The organism is Streptomyces boncukensis (assembly GCF_011045075.1).
GTDB classification, from domain to species: domain Bacteria; phylum Actinomycetota; class Actinomycetes; order Streptomycetales; family Streptomycetaceae; genus Streptomyces; species Streptomyces boncukensis.
On sequence record NZ_JAAKZZ010000766.1, the window covers coordinates 1 to 2,534 of the forward strand.

Sequence of the window (2,534 nt, forward strand, 5' to 3'; positions counted from 1 at the left end):
GGGCACGGGACCGGGCGGGCACGGGCCTCCGGCCGGGCGCTCGGGTGGACGCTCGGCCGGACGCTCGGGTGAGGTGCCGCGGTGGGCTCCGTCGGGATGCTGTCCGTCTCCCGGATACGCTCCGCCGCGGCGATCCCGGACTGGAGCGCGGTGACGTTCTGGCTGAGCTCGCTGATCGGCTCCATCAGGCCGAACGCGTACAGCAGGAACGCGATGAGGCCGGAGACCCCCAGGAGCCCCTCGCCGACCCGCCAGGCCCCCAGACCCAGGACCAGGATGATCGCCAGCTGGATTCCGGACAGCGCGATCGTCCAGGCCAGCGCCTCGCGGCGGACCGCGCGCACGCCGTGCTCGGCGGAGGTGCGCGCGTCGGTCACGATCCGCTCGGCCAGGCGGTCCTCGGCACGGCTGACCTTCACCGTCCGGATCGCGCGCAGCGTGCCCTCCAGGGTGCCGCCCAGCCGGCCGAGGTACTCCTGGGAGCGCTGCTGCGCAGTGGCGATCCCGGGCATCAGCACGGCGAACAGCACACCGACCACCACCACGACCGCCAGGGTGGCGCCCAGCAGCACCACGTCGAGCATGCCCATGAGGACGAGCGTTCCCAGCAGCATGACCGTCGAATTGATCAGGCCGACCAGGGCGCCCGTGGCCGCCTCGTGCAGCAGCACCGTGTCCGAGGTGACGCGGGTGACCAGCTCGCCGGGCGGACGGTGGGCGACGGCGGGCACGGCGGCCCGCAGGAAGCGCCGCACCATCGACTCGCGGGCCCGCAGCACCACCCGCTCGCCCAACTCGCCCAGCAGCGTCCACTGCCAGTACGAGACGGCGCTGCCCACCACCAGCAGGACCAGCAGGGCCGACACCGGCCCTTTCAGGGACGACGACTCGCCCAGCGCGTCGAGCACCCACTTGGTGACCATCGGCGTGGCCAGCCCCATCGCCGCAGCCACCAGGCCCAGGAGCAGTGCCAGCGCCAGCGTGCCCCGGTGCGGGCGGGCGAACGACCAGAGGATCCGCAGCCGCGGCAACACGGCATCCTGATGAGTGACTTCCGGAACAGCCATGCAGCACAGTGGAACATCGGCGTTCCACTACGGTCAAACGAGTTTCACCTCGGACCGCGCGCTACCGTATGGATATGCGTGAAGACCGGACCACGGCGGTCGAGAGCGGATCCCGCGCGCGGACGCGGCGCGCCATCCTCGACGCCGCCGCCGCCCTCCTGGCCACCGAGCCGACCGCCTCACTGGGCGACGTCGCGGCGGCCGCCGGGGTGGGGCGCACCACCGTCCACCGCTACTTCCCGGACCGGTCCAGCCTGCTGGCGGCCGTCAGCACGGACGTCCTGGACAAGGTCGCGACGGCGACCGAGCGGGCCCGGCTCGACGACGGCCCGGCCGCCAAGGCGCTGGAACGGCTCTGCCAGGAGTACTTCGAACTCGGCGACAGCCTCACCCTGATGTTCGACTCGCCGATGCTGATGGACGCGGCCGACTGGGAGGAGGACACCCCGGCGGACCTGGCGTTCCTGCACGCCGTCCGGCGCGGCCACGCGGAGGGCGGCATCGACGCCGGGATGGACGCGGAGTGGGTCCGGAGCGTGCTGTGGGCCCTCCTCTACTCGGCCTGGGAGCAGACCCGCCACTACGACACTCCCAAGCACACCGCCCTCACCCAGTGCCTGCACACCCTGCGCAAGGCCATCGCACCCTGATCCGCGTCCGCGTCCGCGCGCCGCAGTCCGCAGTCCGCGCACCGCAGTCCGCGATCCGCGGACGCGGCCGCGGCCGCGCGCTCAGGCGTAGACCCGCTCCACGAACTGGGCGATCTGGTCGTCGGACAGCTGCTGGGCCACATCGGCCTCGCTGATCATGCCGACCAGGCGCTTGTTCTCGTCGACGACGGGGAGCCGGCGGATCTGGTGGGACTCCATCTCCTGGAGCACGTCGTCGATGTCCGCGTCGGTGCTGATCCAGCGCGGTGTTCCCCGGCACAGATCGCCGGCGGTGACGTGTGAGGGGTCGTGGCCCGCGGCGACGCAGTGGATCGTGATGTCGCGGTCGGTGATGATCCCGCACATGCGCTCATGGGGGTCCGTGGGATCGCTGACGGGCAGCGCCCCCACGTCGAGTTCCCGCATGAGCTGGGCGGCCCGGTCCAGGGACTCCGTGGCGGGTATCCAGTGCGGGCCGGAGCTCATGATGTCGGCGGCGGTAGTCATGACACGTCCCTTCTCCCGTTGGGGTGGCTGCGAGGGGATTGGCTGTCTCCTGCCATCGTCTCCGGAGTGAGCGCCGAACGCAGGTCGGGGCGTCCCAGGCGGAAGATGTCCCGCAGCGACACCCGGCACCGCCGCGCCCGAGGGCTGAGCCCTCCCGGTTGCCTCATGCACGGGGCAGAGGTGCACTGAGAGACATCTCACGTGCCTAAGAAGTCAAGCTGCGGCGGCTGGAGCTGCTGAGAAGGAGGTGAATGCGTGATGCTCGTCGAAGAGCTGCCGGTTGTGCAGGCAGTGGTAGAGCTGACCGAGC

General features: G+C 71.4%; 3 protein-coding genes. 1 reads left to right on the plus strand and 2 read right to left on the minus strand.

Features of this window, described 5'->3' with window-relative positions; translation table 11 throughout:
* Positions 1-1,067 (minus strand): ABC transporter ATP-binding protein (locus tag G5C65_RS35310; protein ID WP_241266291.1); only part of this gene is annotated, 1,067 nt, incomplete at its 3' end.
* 74 nt (positions 1,068-1,141) lie between these two features.
* On the opposite strand from G5C65_RS35310, the gene G5C65_RS35315 reads away from it, so the two are divergent.
* Positions 1,142-1,717: a TetR/AcrR family transcriptional regulator gene (locus tag G5C65_RS35315; RefSeq protein WP_165303143.1), complete on the plus strand. Its 576-nt coding sequence runs from the start codon at positions 1,142-1,144 to the stop codon at positions 1,715-1,717.
* An 81-nt stretch (positions 1,718-1,798) separates the two neighbouring features.
* Here the strand turns inward: G5C65_RS35315 and G5C65_RS35320 are convergent, their stop codons facing one another.
* Positions 1,799-2,224: a CBS domain-containing protein gene (locus G5C65_RS35320; protein WP_165303144.1), complete on the minus strand. Its 426-nt coding sequence runs from the start codon at positions 2,222-2,224 to the stop codon at positions 1,799-1,801.
* Positions 2,225-2,534: the final 310 nt, after the last annotated feature.

Coding starts and splice junctions, on each gene's coding strand:
- G5C65_RS35315 (WP_165303143.1), top strand. CDS start 1,142: ATGCGTGAAGACCGGACCACGGCGGTCGAGAGCGGATCCCGCGCGCGG.
- G5C65_RS35320 (WP_165303144.1), bottom strand. CDS start 2,224: ATGACTACCGCCGCCGACATCATGAGCTCCGGCCCGCACTGGATACCC.